We start from the raw sequence: 26,832 nt of genomic DNA, 5'->3' as shown, positions 1-26,832 counted from the left end.
CGGCCTTGCGACCGGGCTTCCAAAAATCCGCAAAAGCGTGGGTGAACCCTTACTTGGCTTCCTGCGGGAAGTAGCTGTACTTGCCGTCCGGACCCTTCTTCCACTCGTACATGATGTAGCCGGGAAGCTTCGGGTCGCCCTTCTCGTCGAACGACATGTCGCCGAGAACGGTCGGGAACGGGCCCTTTGCCTTCAGTGCAGCGGCAACGGCTTCAGCGTCCGTCGAACCAGCAGCCTTCGCGCCACCAGCGATCGTCTGGAGTGCAGCGTAGGAGTAGAGCGTATACGCTTCGGGGTTGAAGCCGGCGGCCTTGAACTTCGCAACGAGGTCCTTGTTGGCCGGGTTCAGCGTCGGATCGGGGCCGAAGGTGTTCAGCGTACCTGCGACGGCGTCACCAGCGATCGATGCCAGTTCGTTCGAAACGATACCATCACCGGAAACCAGCGTAGCCTTGAGGCCCTGGTCTGCGGCTTGCCGGATGATCAGACCAGCTTCGGTGTGAAGACCACCCCAATAGATGATCGAGACGCCAGCTTCCTTCATCTTGGCGATGAGGGCCGAGAAGTCCTTGTCACCAACGTTGATACCTTCGTAGAGGACTTCGGTAACGCCAGCAGCGTTCAGAGCCTTCTTGGTTTCGTCAGCGAGACCCTGGCCATAAGGCGTCTTGTCGTGAACGACAGCGATCTTGGCGTCCTTGAAGTGGTCAGCAAGATACTTGCCGGCGATTGCGCCCTGCTGGTCGTCACGTCCGCAAGTACGGAACGTGTTCCAGAGGCCGCGCTCGGTAAACTTCGGGTTCGTAGCCGCCGGAGTGATTTCGAGCATGCCGTTTTCAGCGTAAACTTCGGAAGCCGGGATCGAAACGCCCGAGTTGAAGTGGCCGATGACGAACTTAACGCCGTCAGCAGCGAACTTGTTCGCAACCGAGATGCCCTGCTTCGGGTCGGAGACGTCGTCGCCCAGTACGATCTTGACCTGCTCGCCGTTGATGCCGCCAGCAGCGTTGATGTCAGCGGCCGCCTGCTCTGCGCCCTTCTGAAGCTGAGCGCCGAACGCAGCGTTCGGGCCGGTCAGCGGACCAGCAACGCCAACGATGATGTCGGCCCACGCGTTGCCGCTGAAGGCGACCATCGCCGTCAGAGCCACAGCCGACAGGAGAGACTTTTTCATTCTGTTACTCCCAATTTTTTTGCGGGTTCCGTTCCACACCCCAGCGCATTACCCACTTAACTGCGCCAGGAAACATGTTCCACTCCGAGGAGCGATCTGTCCCTAGATTCAACCGGCTGTCAATGTTTTGCCTTCCAGGAGAAGGGGGACGTCTTTTGATATAGCCAGTAGTAGTTATTGACCATCTGATTTGTCCGGCGATAGCGATAGCCAGCCGTCGAGAAGATCAAAAGAAGGACGAAGTCGATCACATAGTAAAAAAGGCTGAGGACCGGTCCATCGAACAGTGCGTGGTGCAGGAATTGCATCGCGCCGGCAAGCAGAACCGTATAGACGATCACCAGAGGATATCCGCTCCAGCTCTCTGCCGCGGCTCTGCCGGCCCGCCACGCCGTCCAGAATCCGATCAGCACGACAAAAAGCCGAATGGCGCTGCGCACACCTGTATCGCTTTCAAAGAAAAGTCCCTGCATATCAAAGTCTCCCCTTCGTCATGCTTAATGACGCCCGCCTTCAAGATAGGCAGCGCGAACTTCCGGATTAGCGAGGAGCTCCGCACCGGAACCGCTCATGGTGACCTTGCCGTTAACCATGACATAGGCACGGTCCGACAGACGCAGCGCCGCAAAAGCATTCTGCTCCACGAGGAAGACGGTCAGCCCCTCTTCCTTGTTCAACTTCTTGATTGCCTCAAAAATACCCTTGACGATCAAAGGAGCAAGACCAAGCGAGGGCTCGTCGAGGAGCAGCAGCTTCGGACGCGCCATGAGCGCGCGGCCGATCGAAAGCATCTGCTGCTCGCCGCCCGAGAGCGTGCCGCCGCGCTGGCCCTGCCGCTCCTTAAGGCGTGGAAACATCGCAAAGACTTTCTCGACGTCCTCTTTGAAGTATTTCAGATTGTCGAGGCCGGCACCCATCTGGAGGTTTTCCATGACGGTCATGCGCGGAAAAATGCGCCGGCCCTCCGGCGACTGGGCGATGCGCAGCCGTGCAATCTCGTGCGTGGGCAAACGCGTGATGTTTTGCCCATCGAAGATCACCGAGCCGGCGCGTGCCTGCGGGCTTCCACAAATCGTCATCATCAGCGTCGACTTGCCGGCACCGTTGGCACCGATCAGGCTGACGATCTCGCCCCGGTGGACCTCGACGTCGATTCCGGCCAAGGCCCGGATGTTGCCGTAATAGGTTTCAACGCCCTGAACGTTCAGAAGTGGCTGACCAGTCATCAGTGCGAGCCTCCTTCGAGGTTCTCTACGGCTGCAATCACTTCTTCCACTTCCTCGTCCTCGACACCGAGATAGGCCGCGATAACTCGCGGATCGTGTTTCACTTCCTCAGGCGTGCCGTCGGAAATCTTCTGGCCGTACTCCAGCACGACGACATGGTCGGAAATTTCCATGACCACCGACATGTCGTGCTCAATCAGGAGGATCGACGTGCCACTGTCAGTACGGATGCTGCGCAGCAACGCGTTCAGGGCAGCCGACTCGCGGGGATTGAGGCCAGCGGCGGGCTCGTCGAGGCACAAAAGCTCCGGTTCGGTACACATCGCGCGTGCGATCTCGAGCCGGCGCTGAGCGCCGTAAGGCAGATCACCCGCCGGGTCATCGGCGCGATCGATGAGATCAGCCTTCTGAAGCCAGTGGCGCGCCAGTTCGATGGCGTTCTTCGCCTCCGTCCGATACGGCCCGATGCCCACGAGACCCATCACAGTGAACCCGGAGGCCTTCATCAGCTTGTTGTGCTGGGCGACGAGCAGGTTTTCGAGAACCGTCAGGCCGGAAAATAGCCGAATGTTCTGGAACGTACGGGCAACCTTGGCTTCTTTGGTGATTCGGAAGTCGGGAAGGCGTTCCAACAAGAACTCCTTGCCACCCTTCTGCTTCAGCGTGATCATCCCCATCGTTGGCTTATAGAAGCCAGTGATGCAATTGAAGACCGTCGTCTTGCCGGCACCGTTGGGGCCGATGAGCGCGGTAATGTCGCCGCGCTTGGCTTCAAATGAGAAGTCGTTGATCGCCATCAGGCCGCCGAACTTCATCGACAGGTGCTCGACCTTGAGCAAAGTATCGCTGGTCATGTTTGTTTCCTGAGGGCTCATCAACCGTGGCCCTCCTTGGTGAAGCTTCCGGAAACTGCCTTGCGCTCCTTGAGGAAGGCCGTTGGTTCACGCGACCCCACGAAGCCGCGCGGCTTGATCAGCATTACGACGACCATCGCCAGACCGAACAGCAGCATGCGATAAAGCTCAGGCGTGAAGTCCGGCCCGAAAACAGCTTTCAGGAAATCCATTTCGCGCAGCACTTCCGTGCCGCCGACCATGACGATTGCGGCAATCGCAATACCCGTCAGCGAACCCATACCGCCGAGGACGACGATGGCGAGGATGACAGCCGATTCAAGGAAGACAAACGATTCCGGAGAAACGAAGCTTTGGCGGGCAGCGAAGAAGGAGCCCGCGAAGCCGCCAAACATGGCCCCCGTTGCAAAGGCCGTGAGCTTCGTCGTTGTCGTGTTGATGCCAAGGGAGCGGCAGGCGATTTCATCCTCACGCAGGGCTTCCCATGCGCGGCCAATCGGCATGCGGCGCAGGCGGATCGTCACATAGGCGGTCAGCATGCAAAGGGCCAGGATCAGGTAGAACAGGAAGATCTTGTAGTAGGCCGAGGACATCGGCAGATGGAAGAGCTTCGCAAAGCCGCCGGCACTCGCATCGAAGGGAATACCGAAAAGCGTTGCCTTTGGAATGCCAGAAATACCGAACGTGCCCTTGGTGAGATCCGTCCAGTTGATGATCACAAGGCGAATGATTTCACCGAAGGCCAGCGTTACGATCGCGAGGTAGTCGCCACGCAGTCGCAGGACAGGGAAGCCCAGAATGACACCCCACAGCGCTGCCAGAACACCCGAAAGAGGCAGCAGCACCCAGAATGACAGGCCGAAATAACTGGATAGAAGCGCGTAGGAATACGCTCCGATCGCGTAGAAGGCGACGTAGCCAAGGTCGAGCAGACCGGCGAGACCGACGACGATGTTCAGACCCCAGGCGAGCATCACGTAGATCAGGATCTGGATGCCAAAGTTATCCACCCACTTCAGCGACCCCTGCGGCCCAGCCACAGCGTAGATGAACGGGGGATATAGGAGCAGCGCCACAAGTGCGATCTTTAGAAAATGCGTATGAAAAAAGCCCTTCTCGGTCGAAATGTCCAGCTCGCCGCTTCGTGCCTTTTTCAGCTTGCGCGCATCCAGATGCGGCTTCACAAAAACGACCATCAGGAAGCGACCGACGGCCGCAACCGCGACGAAGATGGCCAGCAGGCCCCAGCGCTGAATGATGATCAGCTCGTTGCTGATGTTCTGATCGGTCTTCAGGCCGACGTACAGCACGAACATGCCGAACGCGATCAGGGCAGCAAACAGGGCTTCTTTAATACCGGTCTGGACAAGTCCGGCTTTGGCGGGCTTGTCAGCGGAACGTACAACATTTTCCATGACGTTAAACCTTCTCGACTTCCGGCCGGCCCAGGATACCCGTCGGCTTGAAGATCAGCACGAAAGCGAGGATGGCGAATGTCGCCACATCCTTGTACGCGATGGTGAAGTAAGCCGACCACAACGACTCGATCAGGCCAATCATCAACCCGCCCAGAACAGCGCCTGGAAGCGAACCAATGCCGCCGAGAACGGCCGCGGTGAACGCCTTCACACCCGGTACGAAGCCATCGTTGAAGTTCACGACACCATAATACATCAGATACATCGTGCCTGCGACCGCAGCGAGCGCTGCACCCATGATGAAGGTGATGGAAATCGTCTGATCGACATTGACGCCCAAAAGCGCCGCCATCTTGCGGTCCTGCTCGGTTGCGCGTTGGGCGCGGCCGAGGGAGGTGTGATTGACGAGATACCAAAACACCGTCAGCAGCACGACCGTAATGAGGATAATGACGATTTGCTTCAGCGAAATGGAAATGCCGGCGACGTTGTAGACCGTGCTGACCAGCGGCGGGATCGGCTTGTTGCGCGGGCCCTGGGTCACCTGGATGAAGTTCGACAGCGTGATCGACATGCCAATCGCGGTAATGAGCGGCGCCAAGCGGAAAGAGCCGCGCAGCGGACGATAAGCAACACGCTCAATCGTCCAGTTCCACAAACTCGTCATCAGCATCGCAATGAGAAGCATAACCAGGAGCAGAACTGCAACCGGAAGGCCCGCGAATATGGAAGTGAGGACGAGAAAGACAATAAGGCCGGCAAAACCGCCAAGCATGAAGATATCGCCATGGGCGAAGTTGATCATGCCAATAATGCCGTAAACCATCGTATAGCCAATAGCCACGAGGCCATAGATGGATCCAAGAGTCAGCCCGTTAACGAGCTGCTGGACAAAATATTCCATATGTCATTTCCCCTGGATGCAAGCCAGATCGGCCAGCATCTCTTGTTATTAGAGCCTTTGATGAGCCCTTGATTAAAGATTTCATACCGCTTTCAAACCAAAAGGGAAGTGCAAAATCGCAAAGCCCCAAAGTTCTTTGCTGTTTTGGTGAAAATGACTTTTTTGCGGCCAGGAGTTCGCTTTTTTTAGCACAAGAAGCTCAAGAAAGCGCTTTTTGACTGTAAAATGCCGAGGCTGCCGCTTTACCGCAACCAAACCAAGGATCCGGCGGCCCGTCGGCCGATACGATTCCCATCGCCGAAAAAAATGCCTATATAAGTCAAGGCGCTTCAGGAAAGCGCGAGATGGAATTCGGAAGGCGAGCAATGCTCGAAGCATTTGAGCGCGCCGCTCTCGAAGCGGGCAAGGCAATCATGCAGATCTATCTGGATGGATGCCCCTCCGTGAGGAAAGCAGACAACAGCCCTGTGACAATCGCCGACGAGCAGGCCGAGCGTATCATCATTGCAGAGCTTGAAGCAGCCTTCCCGAGAACCCCGATCATCGCGGAAGAATCGGTGGCGGCTGGCAATGTGCCTGCGATCGGCTCGTCCTTCTTCCTTGTAGATCCGCTCGATGGCACTCGAGAATTCATCGACGGGCGGCGCGAGTTCACCGTGAACATCGCCTACATTAGTGACGGGCGCCCACTCGCCGGGATCGTGTATGCACCGGCGCTCGGCATTGCCTTCTCCGGCCAAAACGACAAGGCCGAGAAGCTCTTTATCGACGATCATTTTCAGGTCACCCGTAGGGCCGCCATCCGGGTGCGCCCACAACCAGCCGATCGAATGGCATTGGCAAGCCGATCACACAACAGCCCGCAGACAGACGTCTTTCTTGCTGCAAACGCAATCTCCCGATGCACCAACATCGGCTCCTCGTTGAAATTTTGCATGCTGGCTGAAGGTTTGGCGGACGTCTATCCGCGCTTTACGCGGACAATGGAGTGGGATACGGCCGCCGGTGATGCGGTCCTGCGTGCCGCAGGCGGTTCGACCGTCACGCTGGACGGATTGCCGCTGACCTACGGAAAGATATCACAGACGCATGACACCGATTTCGCCAACCCGAACTTCATTTCCTGGGGCGGCATGAGGTCGGCGTTGGAGCGGGCATAGCTTTGCGAGAAGACACGAAATCGACCCGACGCGCTCTTCACCGAGCGAACTTTCGGCAATGATGCTGTCGATCGGATCACGCGCGCCTAAAGCAGTCGATATCGAAAGGCGCGGGCAATTGCCTGCATACGATTGACGGAATCGAGCTTTCGCATCGCGCTCTTCAGGTAACCGACAACCGTATGCGCAGAGAGATCAAGAATGATCGCGATTTCTTCGCTGCTCTTTCCCGCGGCCGACCAACGAAGGCATTCGACTTCCCGGCTGCTGAGGCTTTCGGTCGGCTGCTCTACTGGTTTCAGTTGTGCGAACAATTCGAGAAACTCCATCCCCCGAAAAACCTGCCCCATCGCCTCCTCACGAGCGAGGTGCGCGCGCTCACCCGAGAACGCAAAAATATACTGTCTTAAGTGCATGTCATGCAGTGCAAACGCAAACGTGTTCTTCAGGCCATATCCCCTGAAAAGAGCCGTAAGCCGCTGATTTACTTGGCTTGCCGCCGTGCTTTCAAACGGCGCCTTGTCACAAAAAACCGGCATCGCCGTCTTCTTGAGAGCTGAAACGAGTTTACAGCAATAAAAGAGATCAACCTCTTCATAGAAATCGGTGAGTTCTTGCGGCCAGTTGCTGGCAAGACAGTTACTGGCAAAGCCGCTGCGGTCTCCGCGCGGAAACTCCGCCAGAAGGTAGTGATTGAAGCCCGCCTCTATTGCCATCTCGGCCACGAAATCCTTGAATTGCTCCGCTGACGTTTTCTGCTCAGACTCGATCAGCGAAAAAATAAAACCGTCCGCGCCGTCGCGGACGGCGCGCTCTTGTTCATTCATGCTCTTGTCCCTCGGCGGCTAACTCCGGCTCAGGTCTTTGTTTACTGGCCCCAAAAAGGCCGCGCGGCACCGGGCAAAAAACAAAAGACCTCGTATCGAAAAGATACGAAGCCGAAAGCCTTAGTCATTCCGGGCGTTACAATAAGAACGGAGACCAGGTCTTGCGTTCACAACTATGTTGCAGCGCTTATAAATTGGCGATTATCAATTGCCCACCAACCATTACGCATGGCTCCTATGCGCTGATCACAAATTTACCTAGCGTAAGGGTGCAATGGCGCAAATCGCTTCTTCAGGAGCGGACGCTTAAATTTCTTATCAAAGTGTTACACTGTGCTTAGGCAATTCTTAAATGTGACAAGCTAGAGTGCCTGCCGTGGTCTTGAGTTGTGTAGAGAGTCCAATGACCGAAATGATACGTCCCCGAGTGAAATATGTCATCGGCCCCGATGGCAGCCCGCTGACGATTGCGGATTTGCCGCCGCCAAATACAAGGCGCTGGGTTATCCGTCGCAAAGCTGAGGTTGTAGCGGCTGTTCGCGGTGGCCTGTTGAGCTTGGAAGAAGCCTGCGAGCGTTACACGCTGACCGTCGAAGAATTTCTGTCCTGGCAGTCCTCCATTAACAGCCACGGCCTTGCCGGTTTGCGTACCACGCGCATCCAGCAGTATCGCCACTGACCAGCCCTTTGGGCAACGAATTTATCTTTCGGGCCGCTTGGATTTCCTGAGGAAGATCTACAGCCGGCCCGAAATCATTAATGCAGCCGGCGATGTCCTGCTTGCACCAGGTGCTACTAGCTTCACCGCAGCTTCCCTGCCCCATAGACCACTCGGCAGAATGCTCATTCGGTGATCCGAAATCGCTGCCGGCGTCATTCCGGCAGCAATCTTCCCCACCGTTCTATCGAACACTGTGTCCTCATCGGCCGGCTTGGCGCGACAGAGACGTCATGCCAATTTCCGACCAACAGCAAAATGTTGATGAGGACTGGCAATGGACATCACGGACGAAGAGAATCCCTCCGGCGGCCGCTACGTTGCGGAAGTGGAAGGCCACCAGGCAGAAATGACTTACTCCCGCACCTCGCCGAAACTCGTGATCATTGACCACACCGGCGTTCCGGACGCGCTGCGCGGCAAGGGCGTTGGCCAGGCACTTGCGCTCCACGCAGTCGAGGCGGCACGCAAAGGCGGATGGAAGATCTTCCCGCTATGTCCTTTCTTCAAGGCGCAGTCACAACGCCATCAGGAATGGGGCGACGTGGTCAGCGGTTAAATGCCAAAAGCCATGTATGACGGACACGACAGCCCGTCATGCATGGCTTTTTTCGAGGCGATGCCTGAGCGCCACATGGCGCCCGTTTCCTGCCTTTAGGCTCTTGCCCGGATTGCGCCGTCGCGCTCTTCCAGCGCGGCTGCACGTTGGTATTCCGCCTGCATCTCTTCGAGCGCCTGTTCAAGCGACTCTTCCTGCATCTTCAGTTCCTTGATCGAGACCTGAAGATTGTCCGCGCGCTGGCGTGCTGCCTTTGCGAAGGTCGGATAGGCGAAGTGATTCGGGTCGGAAATGCCGGATTTTTTTTCTTCGACGACGATCTGGGTTTCCAGATCCTTCGTCATCCGCTCAAATTCGGACATCATCATCTGCAATTGCTGCAGCTGGCGACGTTTTTCGTTCACCTGAAACTCCTTCAGGCGAACTAGGCTCTCACGCGACTTCATACGCATTACTCCAGTGATGCGAGACCCCTGCTCCACTTAAACCGCCCCTGCGAGCCGCTTTTATGCGGCCTGCTAAAAAATTTCCCTCGGTATTAACAAAAACCTACCGCTGGTAACCTTTCGTTTACGGGCATCGTTAATGATAGTGCCGATGATTTAAGGGTCGGTAAACACAACTACGCGATTTCCGATACCGTTTCATTGGTGAGTCGAATGAATCGCTTACCAGCCGTTCTTAATGTAAAACTTAAGAAAGTGGCTTTGCGAATTCTCGTTGGAAAACAGCGGAGTGGACAAATTATTTAATAAATTGATTACCTCTTGCCAGAGTGAATCAGAATTTGTTAACCATTTCGTGGCAGCTTCCAAATCACGCAGTGACATATTCGGTATCGCGTAGGGGGCCAGGCCACCTTTCGGCGGCGGTAAAGGGGATAAGAATGCGGGTACTACTCATTGAAGATGATAGCGCGACAGCGCAGAGCATCGAATTGATGCTCAAATCAGAAAGTTTTAACGTCTACACCACCGATCTTGGTGAAGAAGGCGTGGATCTCGGGAAGTTGTATGATTACGACATCATCCTTCTCGATTTGAACCTTCCCGACATGTCCGGATATGAAGTGCTTCGCACTCTGCGCCTGTCCAAGGTCAAGACACCGATCCTGATCCTGTCCGGTATGGCCGGCATTGAAGACAAGGTTCGCGGTCTAGGCTTCGGCGCCGACGACTATATGACCAAGCCCTTCCACAAGGACGAACTGGTCGCGCGCATTCATGCGATTGTTCGTCGTTCCAAGGGGCACGCCCAGTCGGTCATCATGACCGGAGAACTGATCGTCAACCTCGACGCCAAGACCGTCGAAGTCGGTGGCCAGCGCGTGCATCTGACGGGCAAGGAATACCAGATGCTGGAGCTGCTCTCGCTGCGCAAGGGCACAACGCTCACCAAGGAAATGTTCCTGAACCACCTCTACGGCGGCATGGACGAGCCGGAACTGAAGATCATCGACGTCTTCATCTGCAAGCTGCGCAAGAAGCTCGCAAATGCTGCCGGCGGAGCAAACTATATCGAGACCGTCTGGGGCCGTGGTTACGTTCTGCGCGAGCCCGATGGCACAGAGTACGCCGAAACTGCCTGACGTTTCATCCCCTTTGCCGAAATCTAGAATCCCGTCCTTCGTGGCGGGATTTCTGTTTCTGGCATACAACAAGCCACCCGATGGGGCGGCCCGGGTCAGCTGGCGGATATGGGTCGACTAGGCGGCGATTGCGCGGTTGCCGAAAACGGCCGTCAGAATCTTGCGGTCGAACGGCTTTAGGAGGAAATCAGTTGCCCCTGCCCGCTTGCCCATCATCAGCTTCTTGAGATCGGCCTCGACCACGCAATAATAGATTTTGACCTCCTTGCCGCCTTCCATGCCGCGAATGGTGGAAATCAGCTCGAGTGCGTTGTCCATACTGGAATCAACGACGAGGTATTCGGGAAGTAGAACCTGACAATTGGCGAGAGCTTCGGCGGCGCTTGAGGCTTCACTGACCATAAAGTCGAGCTCGGAAAGGATACGCTTTCCCACCTTGCGAACGACATCCGACGAATCGGCGATCATAAACCTCTGCATGGCTGCTCCTTGCCCCAGCTTCTGTCCCGGCTGGCGTCTTACCAGCCAAGGATAGAAACATTAGGCTAAGGATTTATTACCTCGACAAGCCGAAACGGGCTGAGGTCTTCATCAAACAGCGACAACATCGGCGGTAAATGTCAGCTCCTCGGTGGTCGCGCTGTGGCCAAGGGCCATGCCGCATTCGTCAGCGAGCAGCACCGTGTAATACGGCTGGATCGAATGGGCATCGATGGCTTCCTCGATTTCCCCGGTCGAAATCTCCACGAATTTCGGCGGCAAGCGCATCAGCTTGCCTTTCGCGACGATCTTGAACTTGGCATCGAGTTCGGGGTTTTCAAGCGTGACTTCAATGACGCCGCCGCGTGGAATCGACGAATAGGCTACCAAAAAGAGATTGAGCAGCAACTTGACCCGGTTCTTGGCGATAATCGCACGCGGACCGCTCCAGACGACCTCTGTCTTCTTTTCGGCCGCCGCGAAGTCTTTCGCCGCACGTTCGGCTTCGCCGGTATCGATCGAAGCCCCGACCGATCCGGAAGCACCAAAGGCAAGCCGGGCGAATTTCAGACGGACAGACGCGTTGAGTGCGCTTGTCCTGATAAGATCCATCGCGTCGGCATCGGCGCCGCCCTCATCCAGAAGCTCCAGACCGTTGTTGATTGCACCAACCGGCGAGATAACGTCATGGCAGACGCGGCTGCACAGAAGCGCGGCCAGGTCCGGTCCGGTCAGGGTGAGGTTTGGATTCTTCGACATCATCGTCTCCAGGAGCGGCAAGATCATTCCGCCGTGTATCTTGCTTAATCAAAATTGCGCGAACTTTGCGGCCGTACTCGGCGCCATAATGACACCATATTTGGTAAACCGATTGTTAACACCATACGCGCAAAATGATTCAAACGCCGGAAACGGCTCACCGTACCGACCATGATGAACGGATGACACCATGCGCTCCCATTTCCACGGAAGATTTTCCGCCATCTGCCGGCTCTTCGTTGCGCTGACCCTTTCGCCTCTCATCCTTGTCCCAACCGAGGGAGCAGCGCAACAGCAGTCCAACAGCGGCCAGTATTCGATGCAGGAAATCGTCGATGCCGGGCACTCGTTCTTCGGCTCGACCAGCGGTGGGCTGGCCAAGGTGATCGAAGCGGCCTTTCAGAAGTATGGCCTTCCGAACGGTTATATTCTCGGCCAGGAAGGCTCTGGCGCCTTCATCGCCGGCCTCACCTATGGCGAAGGTCAGTTGAATACAAAGAACGCCGGGGAACATCCGCTCTACTGGCAAGGTCCGTCGCTTGGGATCGACTATGGCGGTCAAGGCACGCGCGTTATGATGCTAGTGTACGATCTGCCCTCGACCGACGCGATCTACGCCCGCTTCGGCGGCGTCAGCGGCCAGGCCTTCGTTGTCGCCGGTTTCGGTATGACGCTTCTCAAGAACGACAACGTGCTTGTCGTACCGATCCGCACCGGCGTCGGCGCTCGCCTCGGATTGAACGTCGGCTACCTCAAAGTCACCCCTGATCCGACCTGGAATCCCTTCTGATTCCCAATTGCGCGGCGAACTCTCGCTCGCCGTGACCGATCCGCCACTTGCTCTACGCGCCAGCTCCGCATAATCATTGGTCCTGACGCAACTCAACTTCTGGAAGCCGTGGCCGCGCCGTGATCGAATATGCTCTCTTGTTCGGATTGGGCTTCCTGACAGCAGCATTCATTGTGTTCCTGGTATCGCCTGCCGTCCATCGACGAATTGTTTGGTATACGGAAAACCGGATGCGAGCGACCATGCCGCTCAGCCCGCAGGAAGTGCGCGCGCAAAAGGATATGGTGCGCGCCCTTTATGCCGCCGAGAACGCCAAGACGACACAGGACCTCGTGCGCGAGCGAGAAAAGTCACTGGCGCTGCAACTGAAGCATGACTCGCTGGCCCTTGACGCGGGACGATTCGCCGCTGAGATCGGTGGGCTGCAAGCGCAAATCAGCGACATGAGTGTCGAAGCAGCGGAACTGCGCTCGCACCTGCGTAAGGACGAGAACTATATCACCCAGCTGAAAACGAGCCTTTATATCGCCGAGCAGGCAAGCGCGGCTAAGGAAGGGGAACTCGACGCCCTCCGCACACGCCTAAACAAGCTTGCGGAGCAGACTGACAATCTCAAGATCGATCTGGCAGCACGCGAAACTGAAATCGAGAGCCTGACGTTCAAGGCGAATTCAGTCCGCATCGAACGCGACAATCTTCGCCAAGACGTAAGCCTGCTGCAGAAGCGCGCGAAAGATGCGGAGCAGGCGCTCGTCCAGCATGAGCACGCGGTTATGCGGCTCAAGGATCAGGCGGAGCGGGACGCGGCGTCGGCGGCCGACAAGGATACACTGCTCGAACGCCGTCAGCAGGAAATTGCCAAGCTGAAGGACCAGATCAGGGCGGCGAATTCCGAACTGCGCAAGGCAAACCGTGCGTTGCGCAACGCCGGCATTCAGCCTTTAGCGGCGGATGCGGTTTCAAAGGAGCGGGCAACCGAGGAAACCATGACAACCGAACTCGAGACAGCAGCGATCGCGGCGCGCCTTAGCGAAGAAGTACGCAAGCGCAGCGCCGCCGTCTCAGAACAACTTCTAAAAACGAAATCCGATGCCAGTCAGGATGGCGCGGTGCGCGAAGAGATTGCTGACATTGCCGCAAGGATGGTCGCGTTGACCGCAATCAACGAGGGGCCCTCCTCACCGATCCGCGACCTTCTGCCGGACGCCACCGATCATCCGGACGGTGAGCGCATCAACCTCGCGCAACGTGCGGCGACAATCCTTTCCGAACCGGGTTGAAATCAGATCAATTTCGCAGCCGATGACATGGCGAAGAGTGCAATGCCTGTTGCGGTCGCCACATTGAGGCTGTCCAATTCTTCCGATTGCGGGATCCGCGCGCTGCAGAAGCGCTCCAGGACTGCGGGCGGCAGCCCCTCGCCTTCCGTGCCCACAACCAGTGCCATCCGACTGGTCGGCGGTATCTCCCGGATGTCGGTCTCGCCGCGGGGCGAAAGCGTCCAGATTGCAAAGCCGTTCACTGCAAGCCGTGTCAGCACGTCGAGCGCCGTGCCCTTCCGCTCGTAAGGAACACTCAGCACGGAGCCAACGGAAACCCGGAGTGCCTTCCGGTAGAGCGGGTCACACGACGTCTCGTCGAGAAAGACCGCATCCGCCTTGAAAGCAGCTGCATTGCGGAACATCGACCCGGCATTGTCATGGTTGGAAATGCCGCAGCCGACGAGAACCAACGAACATTCTGGCAGTCGTTCGATAAGATCGATCTCGGCCACCTCTCGCCTGCCAAGTGCTAGCACGCCACGATGCAAATGAAATCCGACGATCCGGTCCAACACCTGCGCCTCGGCCACATAAACCGGCACGCTATCCGGTAGCCCCTCGAGAATAGCAGCGATGCCATCGACCCGGTTGCGCAGCAGGAGAACCTTTTCGACCGCGAAACGACCGCTGCGGTTCGCCTCCACTAGCATGCGAAGAACGACCGAACCCTCCGCGATGAAGCGGTTCTGCCGACCCGTCAGATCGCGCTCGCGGATGTCACGAAATTCGGCGATTCGAGGATCGTCTGCACTCTCGACGGCAATGAGACGAGAAGCCATCGCCCTAGCCGCCGTCAATCGTCACATCGGCAACAATGCGCCCCGACAGAATGTCGACGACAAGCGACTTCTTAATCCCGCTGGCTGTAGCCCCAAAGAACATGATCTGGCCTCCCGAGAGCGACGACGATTGAATGATGAAGCCCGGCGGCAATGTGGCGGTCACCGAAACGGGCGCATCCGACGGCACCCCCGCGGACGTTACGGCGGTTGGTTCCTTGGCGGGGGCCCGCATCGTCTTGTAGACAACGGCGCCGAAGACAGCCATAAGGCTCACGAACATGATGATGGCTGAGACGATCTGCAGGCGGATCATCTTGCGCCTGACACGTTCAATCGCCGGATCAAGGGGCTTTTCGTCCTGATCGTCCTCTGGCTGGATATTCGTCATTTGTGGCGTTCCGTTCTATAAATCATTCGGAGAAGAAGCGTCTTGAGCGACCCCTTTAAACAAGCGTCCGGCATTAGAAAAGTCCTCACTGCCGACGAGAACGCCGAAGGTCGTCTGGACGCGTGGATGACGGCACAGCTTGGCGAAGAGTTTTCCCGCAGCCGCGTGAAGGTGCTGATCAAGGAAGGCCAGGTCTCTGCGGCCGGCAAGGTCGTCGCCGATCCCCAGAAAAAGGTGCGCCCGGGCGACATCTTCGAGATATTGCTGCCCGATCCCGAGGATCCGACGCCACAGGGCGAGAACATCCCGCTCGATATTCTTTATGAGGATGAAGACCTCATCGTGATCTCCAAACCGGCCGGCCTCGTCGTACACCCCGCGGCTGGCAATTGGACGGGCACACTCGTCAACGCACTCATCCATCATTGCGGGGACAGCCTTTCCGGCATCGGCGGCGTGCGTCGTCCGGGCATCGTCCACCGGCTGGACAAGGATACCACGGGCGTGATGGTCGTCGCGAAGAACGATATCTCTCATCGCCACCTGTCGCTGCAATTTTCCGATCATGGACGGACCATGCCGCTGGAGCGCGCCTATCAGGCGATCGTCTGGGGCCGCCCCCGCTCACTGACCGGAACAATCAACGCACCGCTCGGCCGCGCTTTCGGCGACCGCACGCGGCGAGCCGTTAGGCGGCCCGGAACACAGGATGCCGACGAGGCGATCACGCACTACGAAGTGCTCGAGCGCTTCCATGAGAACCCCGACGCGACATCGCTCGCCTCGCTTGTCGAGTGCCACCTCGAAACCGGCCGCACCCACCAGATCCGCGTGCACATGGCGCATATCGGCCACCCGCTGCTAGGCGACACGGTCTACGGAGCAGGTTTCAAGACAAAGGCAAACCTGCTTCCGGATGCTGCTAAGAAGACCGTGAATGCCTTCGCAAGGCAGGCGCTCCACGCCTATATGCTGCAGTTCGAGCATCCCCGCACTGGCGAGGTCATGCACTTCGAAGTGCCGCTGCCTGAGGACATGGAAGAGTTGGCAAGCGCCCTGCGGGCCGAGCCGGAGTAACGCCTTCGTGAAGCGGTGTGCGGCCTTGAACCCCTGTTCCGCCATACTTATCTGTACATTGACTTAGTGTGGGCTTTGATAGAGCTGCACGTCCCGGTTCGCCTTCACGCAGGGGCGCGTTCCATCGGGAACCGGAATTCAGATAGGAGGGTGCTTTGATGGCCCGAAATAACTTGCCGTCCATTACCGCCGGCGAAGCCGGTCTTAATCGTTATCTCGACGAAATTCGCAAGTTCCCAATGCTGGAGCCGCAGCAGGAATACATGCTGGCCAAGCGCTATGCGGAACACGGCGATCGCGAAGCCGCGCACAAACTCGTCACCAGTCACCTGCGCCTCGTTGCGAAGATCGCGATGGGCTATCGCGGCTATGGCTTGCCGATCGGCGAAGTCGTCTCCGAAGGGAACGTCGGCCTGATGCAGGCGGTCAAGAAGTTCGATCCGGAACGCGGTTTCCGTCTTGCCACCTATGCCATGTGGTGGATCAAGGCCTCGATTCAGGAATATATCCTGCGTTCCTGGTCTCTGGTAAAGATGGGTACGACCGCCAACCAGAAGCGGCTGTTCTTCAATCTGCGCCGCCTTAAGGGCCGTATCCAAGCCATTGATGATGGCGACCTAAAGCCGGAACACGTCGCGGAGATCGCCACTAAGCTCAACGTCTCCGAGGAGGAGGTCGTTTCGATGAATCGTCGCCTATCCGGCGACGCATCACTGAACGCACCCATCAAGGCCTCGGAAGGCGACTCCGGTCAATGGCAGGATTGGCTCGTCGACGACCACGACAGCCAGGAAGATGTTCTAATCGAGCAGGACGAGCTCGATACCCGCCGCCGCATGCTGGCGAAGGCGATGAGCGTTTTGAATGACCGCGAACGCCGCATCTTCGAGGCACGCCGCCTGGCCGAAGATCCGGTGACCCTGGAGGATCTCTCAGCCGAGTTCGACATTAGCCGCGAACGCGTTCGTCAGATTGAGGTTCGCGCCTTCGAGAAGGTCCAAGATGCAGTGCGCAAGGACGCTCTCGAACGTGCCAAGGCCGTTCGTGTCGTGGAAGCCACCGCGTAAGACTTGATGCAGCTCTCATGAAAAAGGGCGGGACCGGTGGGTCTCGCCCTTTCTTTTTATGATCAATTCGACCGGCTCTACTGGCTCGTCGATACGTCTCCCAAAGCGGCCCATTCCTTGATTGCAGCGTTGAACGCCTCCCCGCCCGTCGCACCCTTCTGCATCGTCAGCAGCGCGCGACGACCGTTGCGATAGGTGATCGGAATATCGATCCAGTCACGGTTTGCGAGGAGATCGAGGTTCGCCTTACGCGCATCCGGATAATCGTTGAGGGCGATCATGTGGAAATCGTCGGTGATCTTTGCGGGAACAGCGATCAAGGCATCCCCGCGATCCTGTTCGGTGCGCTTCATCGAAATACGCTGAACGCTTTCGATGGCCCCGCCTTCAAAATTCGGCGGCAGCGAGAAGACCACCTCAACGATATGGCTCGCAGGCAGCGATGGATCGGAATTCCGCTTAAAGGTGAGTTGGGCCGACAGATTGCGTTCCGGCACCGTTACAGTCGCCTGCACCGCCGCTTCCTGCTTGCCATCCGAGCCAGTCTCGTGCTGGAGGCTCCATACGACCGAGCCCTGGATGGCAGTCGGCGAACTCTGACCGATCCGCTCCTCGTACAGGAACATCTTTTCGGTGGAACCGACCGGTGCGGCCTGCGTGGCTCCGGCCGCCGGAGGCGTTGCCGCTGGCGCGGCTGCAGCCGGGGCAGCCGTTGGGGGCGTCGCTGAGGTCGCTGGCGGTGTCGTATCCGCCGCTGCAACATTCTGCTCGGCTACAGACTTTCCTTCAGCCGTGGGCGTTCCCGGAACGGATGCCGGACCGCTGTCAACCTCGGTGCCATCGGCAAGAAGCCGCTGGTTGAACTTGTTATTGACAGAAGCGCCGTCATTCAAGGAAGCAACTTCCTTGTTTGCCTCAGCCGGCTTTGCTTCATTGGTCGGCGGCGTCGCTGCGTCAGGCTTGGCAGGCGTCGGCACGCTCTTCGCGCTTTGCGAAGGGGCAGCGCTGACAAGGTTCTTTACCATTGACGACAGCGCGTCCCGATTGCTCCAGGCGGCGTATCCACCACCACCAACCACGCCCAGCGCAACGAGGATTGTCACGATGGAACCGATGCCGAAGCGGCGGCGCTTCGGCTCCATACGGAAGCTCTTACCCTGAAATTTGGCAGCAACGACACTGTCGATATCGGCGGCCGGAACGCCATCATCGTCCTCGGCAACAACGCCACGATTATCGTATCCGCGAAGCGGCTTTGCCTCCTGCCAGGCAGGGTTGGTTGCCGGTGTAGACTTTGCTCCCGGGATACCGTGAATTTCCGAGAAGAGATCGCCATCGTCAAAATGGGCGTTGATCGGAACTTTCTTGCCGTTTTCGATCGGCGGCAGGTCGTCGAAGGCCGCCGCTTCCCAGGAAAAGCCCTCATTGGCGGCGGGCATCTTGATGCCGCCCGGTGTATGGTCAATCCCTGCGATGACATCTTCGAACGCGCGCGCCGCTTCGCTTGTAGGAGCGACGGGGGCTGCTTCGGAAAACTGTCGGAGTTCTTCGAGCGCCCAGTCCGTCTGGGCATCCTTGGCCGGCGGCGCAGGCGTTTCCTCTACGGGCTCTGTCCACACGGGATCGAAATGCCCGGCGGCATCCGCCTGGAGCGGCTCCTCCTGGCTGCGATCCACGAATTCTTCCGGCGGACGGTCCAGCCCAAGGACCGGTTCGACCAGGCGGTTGGTCAGGTCATAGTCGCGTGCAATCGGCTGCAGCAACGGTGTTTCATAGCTTGGCTCGACCTGTTCGACGACTGGCTCTTCACCTACGCCGACAGCCTCCACGTGGCTGTGCCGCTCCGCATGAACAACATCTTCGGAACGAGCGGCATGCCAGTGTTCGACGGCCGCGGCTTCCTCGACAGGAGCTGGCGGCTCTTCATGCGCCAAATGCTCCTGCGGTTGCACGGTATGCTCCGGCTCGGCAGCGACGGGCTCGTCATAATGAGCCGCGGGCTCTTCGTGATGAGGAACCGGCTCGTCAGTCCGCTCGTGATACGCAGGCGTCGATTCCTCGGCTGCCAGGTGATCCTCGTGGACCGGAGCCTCATGCGCCGGCTCTTCAGTGCCGGCTTCGCTGGCAAGCGGTTCGGGAAGCGGAGCAGCCACATCCGGCTCGGGGGCGACGTCGCCCCCGGCCTCGACCATAGGCTCGGCCGCAAGTGAGGTATCGTCGACCGGGACGGCTTCGGCATGCTCCGCTTCGACTTCGCGGATTGCAGCTTCGAGCTTTTCAAGCTGCCGTTGCAGCATCGCTTCCGGTGGGCGCGGCTTCATATTCTCAAGCTGCCGCTGAACAGCACCGCGAGCGCGCTCGTAGACTTTCACCCGCATGTCGGGAGTATTTTCAGACAGGCCGTCAACCGCCCGCCGGATAACTGCGATAAAATCCGCCATTCGTACTTTCTCTAAGAGTGCGGTCCGCCCTGCGAACCGCACAAATAATGACCCGCGACCTTAGTCCTCAAACGGATCGGTCACAAGTATCGTGTCGTCCCGCTCTGGACTTGTAGACAAGAGAGCGACGGGCGCCCCGATCAACTCTTCCACTTGGCGGACATACTTGATCGCCTGGGCCGGCAGATCGGCCCAACTGCGCGCACCGACCGTCGATTCCTTCCAGCCTTCAAGCGTAATGTACACAGGTTCGACGCGAGCTTGCGCGCCCTGGCTTGCCGGAAGATGATCGATCTGCTCGCCGTCGAGCTTATATCCGATGCAGATCTTCAGTTCATCGAGACCATCGAGAACATCGAGCTTCGTAAGTGCGATCCCAGTGATTCCATTGGTTGCAACCGACTGGCGGACGAGCGCCGCATCGAACCAGCCGCAGCGACGCTTGCGACCCGTCACCGTGCCGAATTCATGACCCTTCTCACCGAGGAACTGACCAATGTCGTCATGCAGCTCGGTCGGGAACGGCCCCTCGCCAACGCGCGTCGTATAGGCCTTGGTGATGCCGAGGATATAACCGAGCGATCCCGGACCCATGCCTGAACCGGCCGCGGCCTGACCGGCAACCGTGTTCGAGGACGTTACGAACGGATAAGTGCCGTGGTCGATATCGAGCAGGCTTCCTTGCGCACCTTCAAACAGGATGCGAGAACCCTTGCGGCGTTCCTTGTCGAGGAAGAGCCAAACGGTATCGCGGTAGGGAAGGACACGGTCGGCAATCGACGTCAGCTCGGTCATGATCGCGTCGTGGCTGACCTCGGCAACACCGAGGCCGCGACGCAGTGCATTGTGATGCGTCAGGATGCGGTCGACCTTGCCCGGCAGCGTATCGAGATCGGCGAGATCCATCACGCGGATGGCGCGACGACCAACCTTGTCTTCATAGGCCGGACCAATGCCGCGGCGCGTGGTGCCGATCTTCGTGCCGCTGTTGGACGCTGCGTCTTCGCGATAGGCGTCGAGCTCGCGGTGCAGCGAAAGAATAAGCGTTGCGTTGTCGGCAATACGCAGGTTCTCGGGAGAAATCTTCACGCCCTGCTTTTCCAGCTTCTCGATCTCGGCAATCAGCGCATGCGGATCGACGACGACACCATTGCCGATCACGGCCATTTTGCCCGGACGCACGACGCCGGATGGCAAGAGCGACAGCTTATAACTGGTCCCGTCGATAACCAGCGTATGGCCTGCATTGTGTCCACCCTGATAGCGCACAACGATATCCGCACGTTCGGAGAGCCAATCGACAATTTTGCCTTTGCCTTCGTCACCCCATTGCGAACCGACCACGACTACGTTCGTCATTCACGTCTTCCTGTTAAAGGCGGATTTAACCGCACCCTTCTCAAACCCGCGCATCTATAAAGCTTTGTCATCGGGAAAGCGACCCTGTTATGCCGCTGGATTCGGCTTTTTACGTGACAAATCAGCCGTCATCGGGCTATTGGCCCGCCATACACTGGGGCTGAGACCCACATCCCTGTCACCTGAAAGAATCGCCCGTGCAGATCGCCGCTTATATTTCTCTAGTCGTCGCGGCGCTATGCTGGGGCGGAAACGCGGTGGCGGGCAAACTCGCGCTCGGACACGTCAGCCCGATGATGCTGACCTTTCTGCGCTGGTTCCTTGCGACCACATTGATTGCCGCCGTTTCGGTACCCCAATTGAAACGCGACTGGCCGATCGTCCGCAAGAACCTGCCGCTTCTTTTCTTTTATGGCATCATTGGTTATACGCTGTTCAACGCCATGCTTTACTCGGCCGTCAAGTATACGACCGTGATCAATGTTGCGATTGAGCAGGCCGGCATTCCGATGCTGATCTTCCTCTTAAATTTCGTCTTCTTCCGTACTGGCGTTTCTACGGCGCAAATCGTCGGCTTCGCCATGACACTCGGCGGCGTCGCATTGACCGCCGCCCATGGCGACCTGACGACCCTGCTGCAACTCGGCCTCAATCGCGGCGACGGGCTTATGCTGATCGCAGTCGCCGCTTACTCGGTCTATACGATTTTTCTACGCTGGAAGCCGCCGCTCGATTGGCGCACGCTGATGGCCATCCCTGCGCTCGGCGCGACGCTGACCGCCCTGCCGCTTCTCATCTGGGAGAGCACCCAGGGCGTGGTTCAGCTGCCAGACAACAAGGGCTGGCTGATTGCTCTCTACACGGCAATCTTTGCCTCCCTGCTCGCGCAGATCCTTTATATCAAGGGTGTTGAGGCGATCGGCGCAAACCGGGCAGGGCTTTTCATCAACCTCGTGCCGGTCTTCGGAACGCTGCTATCGGTCGCCCTTCTTGGCGAGCAGCTGCAGGCCTTTCATCTGATCGCGCTTGCGCTTGCATTGGGCGGCATCGCCATTGCCGAAAGAGGCCGCCCTCAAAAGGGCCCCTCGACCGTGCCTGCATCGCCCATGGACTAGCCGAGCTCCAGCGTCGTCACCCCGAAGACGCTCTTGAGCGGGACATTTGGCGCTTTACCGCGATACATCCGCGCCGTTTCGAAGACAGGCGCCAAGCCCATGCTCTCGGCAAGATCAACCGCGTCGCCATTGCTGGTCGGAATATCAATGAAGACCTTGGCCCCTCTGGCATGTGGCCTGAGCGCTGAAAGCAACGCGGCAGCGCTATCCTTGTCGGCTGCAAACAGCGGGCCAATCTTGTAGCCTTCATAGCAGCGACGGATTGTCCCGTAGCCGCGAATCTTGCCACTCTTACGCACCACGGCCGAGTGCCGGTCCTTGCGCGTGGCACACCACGACGCGACAAACGACGGCCGCGGAGCAGGAAAGATCGTCGCGTCATAGCGCAGCAATCCGTCAAGCTTGTCCGATACGGCATGTGCCACCTGCACCGATTCCGGCACGGCCGAAATCACACCGCTATACCGAACCGTTCGGTAGGCCTCCTCGAAGCCCGCTTTGCGGTAGTTGACTTGCTGCGCGGCGACGCCATCCAGCCCGATGCTGCGGCCTTCCGCGGATGCTATGCCGGCATTCCAGATGGCTTTGCCGTAGCCTCTGCCCCGAAACTCCGGATGGACGATATAGAGCCCCAGGAAAGCGAACTCATCACCGTACTTGACAACGGATATCGATGCGACCGGCACCTCCCCGAGCACGCCGACGAAAAACCCAGACGGGTCTGCGTCGTGGAAGGCAATCGAATCGTCGAGGCCGGGATTCCATCCCTCCTGACGTGCCCACTCGAGCACTAACTCTAACTCACCGGGTCGCATCGGGCGAACGGCAAACTCCGAATTCATGCAACGTCCCTAAATCAGATCGACCGCAAGTTAATATTTGCGGGACAAATAAAGATCAAAGTTAACAGCCGTAGAGCCAGACGACGGCGAAGAAACATGTTCACGGCTAAGGCGATCTGCAGCGATCGTCATGAAGCACGACCCGAAATTCTTCGCATCGCAACCATCATGGAACAGGGAGATTACAATCTCAAGATAATTGCTTAATAGAAAATGAAGATGCGAAAAGCTTGGCAGTTTGGAGGGCCTTAGGGCGTTCGAAAATATGATAAACCCGTCGCCAGCGGCCAGCCAGGAGGATGAAACGCCTACGCGATCGCGATGACTTCGAGTTCTTGACCACCGACACTGACAATATCTCCAATCGTCTTGCCGATAAGAGTTCTTGCCACCGGGGATACGAAGGAAATCGACCCGGCTTTTGGATCGGCCTCGTCCTCGCCCACAACCCGATAGGTCTGCACGCGCCCGTCATCCCGGCTGAAGGTCACGGTATGTCCAAAGGCAACGGTATCAAATGAAACCGGATCGGGGATGACCTGCGCCGCGCGGACTCGCGCAGCAAAGTAGCGTAGATCCCGCAACGGGCTTGCTGCCTGCCGCCGCCGTTCGTTCACGTCTTCGATCATGCTTGCAGCGTCAAAGGCCTCGCGCGCTTGTTCCAACTGTAGTTCCAGAGCCCTCAACCCCGCTTCCGTAACGAGGTTCGGGTGCGGTGAAATTGGACGGTCGGGTAAAAGCGTTTCTGAAGCAGCTTCGGCGCTTTCTTCTTTGACGAAGGCAACACTCATTTCGAAACTCCGTTTCAGTACTGTCTGTGGTCTTGCAACGCCTGGTGAATAGGTCTGGTTGCCTGGAATATCGATCCGCTGAAGCCGCCTGGCCGCAATCGATCTTACGCCATCTCTTCCAGTCCTCATAGGGGTCGTAAGACCAATGACCGCACCCCACCGTCCCGACGAACTGCTTGCGCCGACGATTGTGTCGAATTTCTCCGATTTTCGCAAAAGCGGCTCGGTGCCTCAGCCCCAAAATACAGTCCCACCGGCAATATTGCCCGAATACGCCGGTGGGCCGATCCAGTCAGCATTCGAAGGTCTGCTCGTTCACGCGTAATGCAAACCTTCAAACAGCTACCAAATGCTATCCGAAGTTTAGCGCCTTGCCACAATCAAGACGCTTCAACCGTCGATAACCCTGTTGGAATTATCATCCTCTGCCTTCGAACGAGGCCGGTCGGATGGCGATCTACCAGAGCCTTTTAACGATATGGCTCGAAGAACCTGTGAATGGCGTCGATTTCGTTCTGTCTGATATCGTGTCCGCCTGGGTGCCATTCTGCCGTGACCGTCGCATTCTGCGCCCCGAAATACTCCGCCAATGCCTTCGTCACGGGCGCAGGGCTAATCGGGTCGCGCTCGCCGGCAGTGATCAGTATCTTTCGCCCGCCGAGCCCAGGGTTCGCTTTTGGCTGAAACGGGATCAGCGGATGCATCAGAATTGAAGCATCGAACAATCCCTTTTCGATCAGTACGTTTGCAAGGATATTCGCCCCATTGGAGAAACCAAGACCGAGCACGGCGCTCGCCTCGTGTTGCTTTGCCAGGCTTGCGACAAAGGACGCCAACTTCGCCGTTGCTCGGGCAAGGTCCGCCATGTCGTATACGCCCTCGCCGGTTCGCTTGAAGAAGCGTGCGGCACCAAACTCCGAGACGTCCCCTCGCGGCGAGACAATCGTCGCTTCCGGCAAAAGACGCCGTCCGAAATCAAAGAACTGGTTTTCATCACCGCCCGTTCCGTGCAGCACGAAAAGGATGGGTTTTCCGGGTGCACCGCTGTGAAGCCGGTGCACATAGTTGTTGTCGGTCATTGCGGCCTCCGTTAGGCTTCAAGTGGCTGCAAATGTTGCTCGATAAGAGCACGCAAGTGCTGATGTTGCTGTGGCAACTTTAGGGCTTCGCCAAGATGCGCAGTGTCCTCATCACGGTTGAAGCCAGGTTCGTTGGTCGCAATCTCAAAGAGGATGCCACCTGGGGTCCGGAAATAGATCGCCCAAAAATAGTCACGGTCGATGACGGGCGTAACCTGGTAGCCGGTATCCATCAGTGCCTTACGGACTTCGAGCTGCTTCTCGCGATTTTCCACGGCGAAGGCCACGTGGTGCACGGAGCCCGCCCCTGGCAGCGCGCGCGAAATGTTCGGCATGGTTTCAAGATCGACGAGATGTGCACCATTTCCGCCCGGAATGGTCAGGCGCTTCACCCCGTCGCGCTCCTCCTGGACTTCGTAGCCCATGAATTTGAGCAGTTCCGACGTTGCGCCGTCGTCGCGCAACCGCATGGCGACAGAGTGGAACCCGCGGATCGCATGATCCTCACTGACGCCGCCATGCGTCCAGGGCAGACGACTGTCGTCCCTGACCTCGACAAGTGCAAAGCCGTCACCATCCGGGCCGGCAAAATTCAGGCGCTTCTCACCGAATGTTTCCTCGGTCTTCAAGCCGGTGACATTCAACTTGCTTAGGCGATCGCTCCAGAAGCCGATCGAGCCTTGCGGGACCGAGAAAACAGTCGTGCCGACTTCGCCGGTTCCCGGCCGACCTTGCGCCATCTTCGGGAATGGGAAGTACGTCATGATCGTGCCGGGTGCACCGGTTTCGTCACCATAATAGAGGTGATAGACATCGGGTGCGTCGAAGTTCACGGTCTTCTTGACACGGCGCAGACCCAGCGTGTTGGTGAAGAACTGGTTATTTGTGCGGGCATCCTCCGCCATCGATGTGACGTGGTGCAAACCCTTGATTTGATCGAGCATTTTAGACCCCTTTCTAACCCGCCTCGCGGGCTTCGGATGGGGTATAAATGATCACTAAGGGCCGATTGGAATAGTCCCGCCGACCGGAACGCATTGTCTCCCGTGAGTGAACGACGAAATGAAATCGTTCAGAAACTGTCTAGCTGTCATGTGGGGCTGCGGGCAGCTCCCAGTCGATGGGTGTGCGACCGCGCGCCTGCAGAAACGAGTTGGCTTTGGAAAAATGGCCACAGCCAAAGAACCCGTTATGCGCGGAGAGCGGTGATGGGTGCGGCGCTTTCAGCACAAGATGACGCGTTGTATCGACGACGGCTGCCTTGCGCTGCGCATAAGAGCCCCAGAGCATGAAGACCACCCCGTTGCATTCGTCATTGACCTTGCGAATGACTGCATCGGTGAAGCGCTCCCAGCCCTTGCCTTGGTGCGATGCAGCTTGCGCCTCCTCAACTGTCAGCACACTGTTCAGCAAAAGGACGCCCTGGCGGGCCCAATGCTCCAAAAACCCATGTCGCGCCGGCGTAATCCCCAGGTCACTTTGCATTTCCTTGTAGATATTGACGAGCGAAGGCGGGATGCGAACGCCCGGTCGGACGCTGAAACACAGGCCATGCGCTTGTCCCAGGCCGTGATAGGGATCCTGCCCCAGGATCACGACCTTGACGTCCGCCAGCGGCGTCAGGTCGAGAGCACGGAAATATTCGGATCCCTTGGGAAATATCCGTTTGCCTTCCAGCTTCTGTGCGACGAGGAAGGCTTTGAGCTGCTGCATATAGGGGCTGGCGAACTCGCCGGCGAGAGCGTTCCTCCAGCCCTCCTCCAGAGCAATTGATCGTTCATTCATTGGTATTCCTCGTAGGCTCGTACACGCTTTCAGCTTGCCTCAAGGCAGGAATTGGCAGACATTTTATTGTCGACCGGGGTTCACTATTTACGAACGCTGAGTAGATTGCGGTCGAATCGCTGGCGAATTCAAGCGCATCCGGGGGCTTATTCAGAATGAAATTCGGAACAAGTGGGCTTCGCGGCCTATCGGTCGACCTCAAGGGCCGAGCCTCAGCGCTCTATGCGACAGCCTTTGGCCGCTACCTGCTCGACGCTGGGATGGCGCGCCGCGGTGATGCCATCCTGATTGGCCAGGACTTCAGGGATTCCAGTCCGGAGATTGCGG

Annotated in this window: 28 protein-coding genes and 1 pseudogene; 10 read left to right on the top strand and 19 right to left on the bottom strand. The window is 57.9% G+C overall.

The window, feature by feature from the left end; all coding sequences use genetic code 11:
- Nucleotides 1–49 precede the first annotated feature (49 nt).
- The 6 genes from BN77_RS15780 to BN77_RS15755 form a co-directional block, all read right to left on the bottom strand.
- Nucleotides 50–1,174, bottom strand: coding sequence for a branched-chain amino acid ABC transporter substrate-binding protein (locus BN77_RS15780; protein WP_007533646.1), 1,125 nt, complete (start codon nucleotides 1,172–1,174; stop codon nucleotides 50–52).
- Nucleotides 1,175–1,293: 119 nt separating this feature from the next.
- Entirely contained in the window at nucleotides 1,294–1,647 is a 354-nt protein-coding gene (locus BN77_RS15775; protein ID WP_007533644.1) for a DUF6867 family protein, read from the bottom strand.
- Nucleotides 1,648–1,671: 24 nt separating this feature from the next.
- Entirely contained in the window at nucleotides 1,672–2,400 is a 729-nt protein-coding gene (locus tag BN77_RS15770; protein ID WP_007533642.1) for an ABC transporter ATP-binding protein, read from the bottom strand.
- A complete protein-coding gene (locus BN77_RS15765) occupies nucleotides 2,400–3,275 on the bottom strand; it encodes an ABC transporter ATP-binding protein (protein WP_040677272.1) in 876 nt (291 codons plus the stop codon). Before BN77_RS15765 ends, BN77_RS15770 begins: the two co-directional genes overlap by 1 nt.
- Nucleotides 3,275–4,669 carry a high-affinity branched-chain amino acid ABC transporter permease LivM gene (gene livM / locus BN77_RS15760; RefSeq protein ID WP_007533638.1) on the bottom strand — a complete coding sequence of 465 codons (1,395 nt, stop codon included), beginning with the start codon at nucleotides 4,667–4,669 and terminating at the stop codon, nucleotides 3,275–3,277. Before livM ends, BN77_RS15765 begins: the two co-directional genes overlap by 1 nt.
- A 4-nt stretch (nucleotides 4,670–4,673) precedes the next feature.
- Nucleotides 4,674–5,576: a branched-chain amino acid ABC transporter permease gene (locus tag BN77_RS15755; protein WP_007533636.1), complete on the bottom strand. Its 903-nt coding sequence runs from the start codon at nucleotides 5,574–5,576 to the stop codon at nucleotides 4,674–4,676.
- Nucleotides 5,577–5,941: 365 nt separating this feature from the next.
- Here BN77_RS15755 and cysQ point away from each other — a divergent pair, with 365 nt between their 5' ends.
- Nucleotides 5,942–6,736 carry a 3'(2'),5'-bisphosphate nucleotidase CysQ gene (gene cysQ, locus BN77_RS15750; RefSeq protein WP_040677827.1) on the top strand — a complete coding sequence of 265 codons (795 nt, stop codon included), beginning with the start codon at nucleotides 5,942–5,944 and terminating at the stop codon, nucleotides 6,734–6,736.
- An 86-nt stretch (nucleotides 6,737–6,822) separates the two neighbouring features.
- On the opposite strand, the gene BN77_RS15745 is transcribed toward cysQ, so the two are convergent.
- Nucleotides 6,823–7,563 (bottom strand): helix-turn-helix transcriptional regulator, encoded by a 741-nt coding sequence (locus BN77_RS15745; RefSeq protein WP_007533633.1) that lies wholly within the window; start codon nucleotides 7,561–7,563, stop codon nucleotides 6,823–6,825.
- A gap of 403 nt (nucleotides 7,564–7,966) precedes the next feature.
- Between BN77_RS15745 and sciP the strand changes: the two genes are divergently transcribed.
- Nucleotides 7,967–8,242, top strand: coding sequence for a CtrA inhibitor SciP (sciP, locus tag BN77_RS15740; RefSeq protein WP_007533628.1), 276 nt, complete (start codon nucleotides 7,967–7,969; stop codon nucleotides 8,240–8,242).
- 316 nt (nucleotides 8,243–8,558) lie between these two features.
- Nucleotides 8,559–8,840: a GNAT family N-acetyltransferase gene (locus tag BN77_RS15735; protein WP_007533610.1), complete on the top strand. Its 282-nt coding sequence runs from the start codon at nucleotides 8,559–8,561 to the stop codon at nucleotides 8,838–8,840.
- 95 nt (nucleotides 8,841–8,935) lie between these two features.
- Here BN77_RS15735 and BN77_RS15730 read toward each other — a convergent pair whose 3' ends face one another.
- The gene (locus BN77_RS15730) at nucleotides 8,936–9,286 is read right to left on the bottom strand and encodes a hypothetical protein (protein WP_007533608.1); all 351 of its coding nucleotides are present in this window, start codon (nucleotides 9,284–9,286) and stop codon (nucleotides 8,936–8,938) included.
- A gap of 440 nt (nucleotides 9,287–9,726) precedes the next feature.
- On the opposite strand from BN77_RS15730, the gene ctrA reads away from it, so the two are divergent.
- Nucleotides 9,727–10,428: a response regulator transcription factor CtrA gene (gene ctrA, locus BN77_RS15725; protein WP_007533606.1), complete on the top strand. Its 702-nt coding sequence runs from the start codon at nucleotides 9,727–9,729 to the stop codon at nucleotides 10,426–10,428.
- A 117-nt stretch (nucleotides 10,429–10,545) separates the two neighbouring features.
- Here ctrA and BN77_RS15720 read toward each other — a convergent pair whose 3' ends face one another.
- Together BN77_RS15720 and chpT are read right to left on the bottom strand one after the other, a co-directional pair.
- The gene (locus BN77_RS15720; RefSeq protein ID WP_007533597.1) at nucleotides 10,546–10,908 is read right to left on the bottom strand and encodes a response regulator; all 363 of its coding nucleotides are present in this window, start codon (nucleotides 10,906–10,908) and stop codon (nucleotides 10,546–10,548) included.
- Between the two features lie 111 nt (nucleotides 10,909–11,019).
- A complete protein-coding gene (gene chpT, locus BN77_RS15715) occupies nucleotides 11,020–11,667 on the bottom strand; it encodes a histidine phosphotransferase ChpT (protein WP_040677824.1) in 648 nt (215 codons plus the stop codon).
- 190 nt (nucleotides 11,668–11,857) lie between these two features.
- On the opposite strand from chpT, the gene BN77_RS15710 reads away from it, so the two are divergent.
- Complete coding sequence (locus BN77_RS15710; protein WP_007533592.1) at nucleotides 11,858–12,457, top strand: DUF1134 domain-containing protein; 600 nt, start codon at nucleotides 11,858–11,860, stop codon at nucleotides 12,455–12,457.
- 119 nt (nucleotides 12,458–12,576) lie between these two features.
- On the top strand, nucleotides 12,577–13,737 hold the full coding sequence (locus BN77_RS15705; RefSeq protein ID WP_040677271.1) for a coiled-coil domain-containing protein: 1,161 nt from the start codon (nucleotides 12,577–12,579) through the stop codon (nucleotides 13,735–13,737).
- Nucleotides 13,738–13,739: 2 nt separating this feature from the next.
- Here the strand turns inward: BN77_RS15705 and BN77_RS15700 are convergent, their stop codons facing one another.
- Complete coding sequence (locus BN77_RS15700) at nucleotides 13,740–14,558, bottom strand: TrmH family RNA methyltransferase (RefSeq protein WP_007533588.1); 819 nt, start codon at nucleotides 14,556–14,558, stop codon at nucleotides 13,740–13,742.
- Nucleotides 14,559–14,562: 4 nt separating this feature from the next.
- Nucleotides 14,563–14,949 carry a hypothetical protein gene (locus tag BN77_RS15695; RefSeq protein ID WP_007533585.1) on the bottom strand — a complete coding sequence of 129 codons (387 nt, stop codon included), beginning with the start codon at nucleotides 14,947–14,949 and terminating at the stop codon, nucleotides 14,563–14,565.
- A gap of 42 nt (nucleotides 14,950–14,991) precedes the next feature.
- Here BN77_RS15695 and BN77_RS15690 point away from each other — a divergent pair, with 42 nt between their 5' ends.
- On the top strand, nucleotides 14,992–16,026 hold the full coding sequence (locus tag BN77_RS15690) for an RluA family pseudouridine synthase (RefSeq protein ID WP_040677269.1): 1,035 nt from the start codon (nucleotides 14,992–14,994) through the stop codon (nucleotides 16,024–16,026).
- 158 nt (nucleotides 16,027–16,184) lie between these two features.
- Nucleotides 16,185–17,093 carry an RNA polymerase sigma factor RpoH gene (gene rpoH / locus BN77_RS15685; protein WP_007533581.1) on the top strand — a complete coding sequence of 303 codons (909 nt, stop codon included), beginning with the start codon at nucleotides 16,185–16,187 and terminating at the stop codon, nucleotides 17,091–17,093.
- Nucleotides 17,094–17,170: 77 nt separating this feature from the next.
- Here rpoH and BN77_RS15680 read toward each other — a convergent pair whose 3' ends face one another.
- Both BN77_RS15680 and BN77_RS15675 read right to left on the bottom strand, forming a co-directional pair.
- Entirely contained in the window at nucleotides 17,171–19,534 is a 2,364-nt protein-coding gene (locus BN77_RS15680) for a hypothetical protein (protein ID WP_007533579.1), read from the bottom strand.
- A 60-nt stretch (nucleotides 19,535–19,594) separates the two neighbouring features.
- On the bottom strand, nucleotides 19,595–20,893 hold the full coding sequence (locus BN77_RS15675) for an adenylosuccinate synthase (RefSeq protein ID WP_007533577.1): 1,299 nt from the start codon (nucleotides 20,891–20,893) through the stop codon (nucleotides 19,595–19,597).
- Nucleotides 20,894–21,090: 197 nt separating this feature from the next.
- On the opposite strand from BN77_RS15675, the gene BN77_RS15670 reads away from it, so the two are divergent.
- On the top strand, nucleotides 21,091–22,008 hold the full coding sequence (locus BN77_RS15670) for a DMT family transporter (protein WP_007533574.1): 918 nt from the start codon (nucleotides 21,091–21,093) through the stop codon (nucleotides 22,006–22,008).
- On the opposite strand, the gene BN77_RS15665 is transcribed toward BN77_RS15670, so the two are convergent.
- From BN77_RS15665 to ung, 5 genes are all read right to left on the bottom strand, one after another.
- Nucleotides 22,005–22,850: a GNAT family N-acetyltransferase gene (locus BN77_RS15665; protein WP_007533572.1), complete on the bottom strand. Its 846-nt coding sequence runs from the start codon at nucleotides 22,848–22,850 to the stop codon at nucleotides 22,005–22,007. The two genes, BN77_RS15670 and BN77_RS15665, sit on opposite strands and share 4 nt — an antisense overlap.
- A gap of 308 nt (nucleotides 22,851–23,158) precedes the next feature.
- Nucleotides 23,159–23,641, bottom strand: a complete 483-nt coding sequence (gene greA, locus BN77_RS15660; RefSeq protein WP_007533570.1) for a transcription elongation factor GreA — start codon at nucleotides 23,639–23,641, stop codon at nucleotides 23,159–23,161.
- 470 nt (nucleotides 23,642–24,111) lie between these two features.
- On the bottom strand, nucleotides 24,112–24,720 hold the full coding sequence (locus tag BN77_RS15655; RefSeq protein WP_007533565.1) for an alpha/beta hydrolase: 609 nt from the start codon (nucleotides 24,718–24,720) through the stop codon (nucleotides 24,112–24,114).
- An 11-nt stretch (nucleotides 24,721–24,731) separates the two neighbouring features.
- Nucleotides 24,732–25,664, bottom strand: a complete 933-nt coding sequence (locus BN77_RS15650) for a VOC family protein (RefSeq protein ID WP_007533563.1) — start codon at nucleotides 25,662–25,664, stop codon at nucleotides 24,732–24,734.
- A 139-nt stretch (nucleotides 25,665–25,803) separates the two neighbouring features.
- Nucleotides 25,804–26,505 (bottom strand): uracil-DNA glycosylase, encoded by a 702-nt coding sequence (ung, locus tag BN77_RS15645; RefSeq protein WP_007533561.1) that lies wholly within the window; start codon nucleotides 26,503–26,505, stop codon nucleotides 25,804–25,806.
- Between the two features lie 155 nt (nucleotides 26,506–26,660).
- Between ung and BN77_RS32210 the strand changes: the two are divergent.
- A pseudogene (locus BN77_RS32210) lies at nucleotides 26,661–26,832 on the top strand (phosphomannomutase); the annotation flags it as partial.

The organism is Rhizobium mesoamericanum STM3625 (assembly GCF_000312665.1).
Lineage (GTDB): Bacteria > Pseudomonadota > Alphaproteobacteria > Rhizobiales > Rhizobiaceae > Rhizobium > Rhizobium mesoamericanum.
The sequence above is the reverse complement of the archived record's forward strand: the minus strand, read 5'-3'. Positions and strand labels throughout refer to the sequence as shown.

What these genes read in the sequence shown, in the direction of transcription:
- chpT (WP_040677824.1), bottom strand. Translation starts at nt 11,667, where the DNA reads ATGTCGAAGAATCCAAACCTCACCCTGACCGGACCGGACCTGGCCGCG.
- greA (WP_007533570.1), bottom strand. Translation starts at nt 23,641, where the DNA reads ATGAGTGTTGCCTTCGTCAAAGAAGAAAGCGCCGAAGCTGCTTCAGAA.
- BN77_RS15735 (WP_007533610.1), top strand. Translation starts at nt 8,559, where the DNA reads ATGGACATCACGGACGAAGAGAATCCCTCCGGCGGCCGCTACGTTGCG.
- BN77_RS15745 (WP_007533633.1), bottom strand. Translation starts at nt 7,563, where the DNA reads ATGAATGAACAAGAGCGCGCCGTCCGCGACGGCGCGGACGGTTTTATT.
- BN77_RS15775 (WP_007533644.1), bottom strand. Translation starts at nt 1,647, where the DNA reads ATGCAGGGACTTTTCTTTGAAAGCGATACAGGTGTGCGCAGCGCCATT.
- BN77_RS15780 (WP_007533646.1), bottom strand. Translation starts at nt 1,174, where the DNA reads ATGAAAAAGTCTCTCCTGTCGGCTGTGGCTCTGACGGCGATGGTCGCC.
- sciP (WP_007533628.1), top strand. Translation starts at nt 7,967, where the DNA reads ATGACCGAAATGATACGTCCCCGAGTGAAATATGTCATCGGCCCCGAT.
- cysQ (WP_040677827.1), top strand. Translation starts at nt 5,942, where the DNA reads ATGCTCGAAGCATTTGAGCGCGCCGCTCTCGAAGCGGGCAAGGCAATC.
- BN77_RS15720 (WP_007533597.1), bottom strand. Translation starts at nt 10,908, where the DNA reads ATGCAGAGGTTTATGATCGCCGATTCGTCGGATGTCGTTCGCAAGGTG.
- BN77_RS15765 (WP_040677272.1), bottom strand. Translation starts at nt 3,275, where the DNA reads ATGAGCCCTCAGGAAACAAACATGACCAGCGATACTTTGCTCAAGGTC.
- BN77_RS15680 (WP_007533579.1), bottom strand. Translation starts at nt 19,534, where the DNA reads ATGGCGGATTTTATCGCAGTTATCCGGCGGGCGGTTGACGGCCTGTCT.
- ctrA (WP_007533606.1), top strand. Translation starts at nt 9,727, where the DNA reads ATGCGGGTACTACTCATTGAAGATGATAGCGCGACAGCGCAGAGCATC.
- rpoH (WP_007533581.1), top strand. Translation starts at nt 16,185, where the DNA reads ATGGCCCGAAATAACTTGCCGTCCATTACCGCCGGCGAAGCCGGTCTT.
- BN77_RS15700 (WP_007533588.1), bottom strand. Translation starts at nt 14,558, where the DNA reads ATGGCTTCTCGTCTCATTGCCGTCGAGAGTGCAGACGATCCTCGAATC.
- BN77_RS15695 (WP_007533585.1), bottom strand. Translation starts at nt 14,949, where the DNA reads ATGACGAATATCCAGCCAGAGGACGATCAGGACGAAAAGCCCCTTGAT.
- BN77_RS15675 (WP_007533577.1), bottom strand. Translation starts at nt 20,893, where the DNA reads ATGACGAACGTAGTCGTGGTCGGTTCGCAATGGGGTGACGAAGGCAAA.
- BN77_RS15650 (WP_007533563.1), bottom strand. Translation starts at nt 25,664, where the DNA reads ATGCTCGATCAAATCAAGGGTTTGCACCACGTCACATCGATGGCGGAG.
- BN77_RS15710 (WP_007533592.1), top strand. Translation starts at nt 11,858, where the DNA reads ATGCGCTCCCATTTCCACGGAAGATTTTCCGCCATCTGCCGGCTCTTC.
- ung (WP_007533561.1), bottom strand. Translation starts at nt 26,505, where the DNA reads ATGAATGAACGATCAATTGCTCTGGAGGAGGGCTGGAGGAACGCTCTC.
- livM (WP_007533638.1), bottom strand. Translation starts at nt 4,669, where the DNA reads ATGGAAAATGTTGTACGTTCCGCTGACAAGCCCGCCAAAGCCGGACTT.
- BN77_RS15730 (WP_007533608.1), bottom strand. Translation starts at nt 9,286, where the DNA reads ATGAAGTCGCGTGAGAGCCTAGTTCGCCTGAAGGAGTTTCAGGTGAAC.
- BN77_RS15770 (WP_007533642.1), bottom strand. Translation starts at nt 2,400, where the DNA reads ATGACTGGTCAGCCACTTCTGAACGTTCAGGGCGTTGAAACCTATTAC.
- BN77_RS15755 (WP_007533636.1), bottom strand. Translation starts at nt 5,576, where the DNA reads ATGGAATATTTTGTCCAGCAGCTCGTTAACGGGCTGACTCTTGGATCC.
- BN77_RS15665 (WP_007533572.1), bottom strand. Translation starts at nt 22,850, where the DNA reads ATGAATTCGGAGTTTGCCGTTCGCCCGATGCGACCCGGTGAGTTAGAG.
- BN77_RS15655 (WP_007533565.1), bottom strand. Translation starts at nt 24,720, where the DNA reads ATGACCGACAACAACTATGTGCACCGGCTTCACAGCGGTGCACCCGGA.